Source organism: Bradyrhizobium sp. (assembly GCF_019244115.1).
Taxonomy (GTDB): Bacteria; Pseudomonadota; Alphaproteobacteria; order Rhizobiales; family Xanthobacteraceae; genus Bradyrhizobium.
This window is the reverse complement of record NZ_JAFATE010000890.1, coordinates 1-2,183: the sequence shown is the minus strand read 5'-3', so window position 1 is coordinate 2,183 and position 2,183 is coordinate 1. Positions and strand designations below refer to the sequence as shown.

The following is a 2,183-nucleotide window of genomic DNA, read 5'->3' as shown; positions in this document are numbered from 1 at the left end:
CGATGGGAACTGGCCCTGATGATTGACGGTCAGCGGCTCGATCTTGGTCGTGAATTTCGCGATCGCGCTCAACGGCACGCGCGTGCCGGTCGGCGTCGTGAGATAGATGCGCGAGAGCGCGTTCGGGTCGTCCTGGAACTGCGGCTGGACCTCGAGGATGACCTTATACTGGTGGCTCGAGGTGTAGATGGTGCCGACCTGACGCTGCCCGAAAGCGTCGTAGAGCGTCTGGTCGATCACCGCGGCGGTGAGGCCGAGACGATAGGCGGCGTCGCGGTTGACCTCGATCGCGATGTGGGGTGAGGCAATCTGCTGGTCGGTGGCGACGTCCTGAAGCTGCGGCAGCTTCTGCATTTCCTGCTGGATGATCGGCGCCCAGTGATTGAGTTCCGCGGTGTCCGTGTCGGTGAGGGTATACTGATAAAGCGTCTGGGTGAGCCGGCCGCCGATCGTCACGTCCTGCCCCGCCTGCATGTAGAATTTCGCGCCAGTCACCTGCGCTACCTTGGGTCGGAGCCGCTGAATGATCTGCTGCGCGGTCGCCTTGCGCTCGCTCAACGGCTTGAGCTGAATGAACACCCGCGCGGTGTTCTCGGCCGCGTTTCCGCCGGTCGCGCCGTTGAAGCCGACCACGCCGGCGACGCCCGGATCGGTCAGGATCACCCTGGCGAAGTCGTTCTCGATCTTCGACATCGCCTCGAAGGAAATGTCCTGGCGCGCCTCCGCCTGGCCGAAAATGAACCCGGTATCCTGCTCGGGGAAGAAACCTTTCGGGATATAGACGTAGAGGAAACCGGTGACGACGATCAGCGCCAAGGTCGAGATCAGCATCAGCGGTTGGTGGCGAAACACCCATTTGAGCCCGCGGTCGTAGCCGGCGATCAGCCAATCGAAGAAACGTTCCGCCGCACGGTTGAAGCGGCCGGTCCCGTGCTGGCTCTCGCGGGTAAGAAACAACGAGCACATCACCGGGGTGAGCGTGAGCGACACGAAGCCAGACACGAGCACCGCGGTGGTGACGGTGACGGCGAATTCCCGGAACAGCCGCCCGATTATGCCCCCCATGAACAACAGCGGGATGAACACGGCGATGAGCGAGAAGGTGATCGAGATGATGGTGAAGCCGATCTGTCCGGCGCCCTTGATGGCGGCATCGAACGGGCTGTCGCCCTCCTCGAGGTAGCGCACGATGTTCTCGATCATGACGATCGCATCGTCGACCACGAAGCCGACCGCAATGGTGAGGCCCATGAGCGACAGATTGTCGAGGCTGTAGCCGACCGCGTACATGATGCCGAAGGTGGCGACCAGCGACAGCGGCACGACAATGCTCGGGATGATGGTTGCCCAGAGGTTGCGCAGAAACAGAAAAATCACCATCACCACCAGGCCGATGGTGAGCATCAGCGTGAACTCGACGTCCTGGACCGATTCACGAATGTTCTGCGAGCGGTCCGAGATCAAATCGACGTGGACCGACGGCGGAATCGAGGCTTGGAGTTGCGGCATCGCCGCCTTGATCTGATCGACCACGTCGAGGGTGTTGGAGCCGGCCGCGCGGCGCACCAGCAGAAGCTCGATGCGCTTACCATTGAACCAAGCGGCGGTGCGCGGCAGCTGCGAGGAATCGATCACCTCGCCCACGTCCTTGAGTTTGACCGGCGCGCCGTTGCGATAGGCGACGATCACGTTCCAGAACGAGCGGGCGTCGAACAGCTGGTCGTTGGTGTCGAGGCTGTAAACCTGATTGCGGCCCTCGAGGTTTCCCTTCGGCTCGTTCACGGTCGCGTTGTTGAGCGCCGTGTGCACGTCTTCGAGGCCGATGCCGCGCGCCGCGAGCGCCATCGGATTGACCTGCACGTGCACGGCGTATTGCTGCTGGCCGGCGATGTCGACCTCGGCCACGCCGCTGATCACCGACATTTTCTGCGCCAGCACGGTATAGGCGTAGTCGTCGACGCGATAGATCGGCAGCGCGTCCGACCACACCGCGAAGATGAGAATCGCGCGCTCCGCCGGATTGGTTTTCTTGTAGGTGGGCGGGCTAGGCAGATCCTTGGGCAACAGCCCGCTTGCCGCGTTGATGGCGGTCTGAACGTCGCCGGCGGCGCCGTCAATGTTGCGGTTGAGATCGAACTGAAGCGTGATCGTGGTGTTGCCGAGGCCGCTCGTCGAGGTCATCT

Annotated in this window: 1 protein-coding gene; it reads right to left on the bottom strand. The window is 62.6% G+C overall.

Features of this window, described 5'->3' with window-relative positions:
* On the bottom strand, positions 1-2,183 hold a 2,183-nt coding region (locus tag JOZ76_RS37205), incomplete at both ends, for an efflux RND transporter permease subunit (protein ID WP_291706350.1).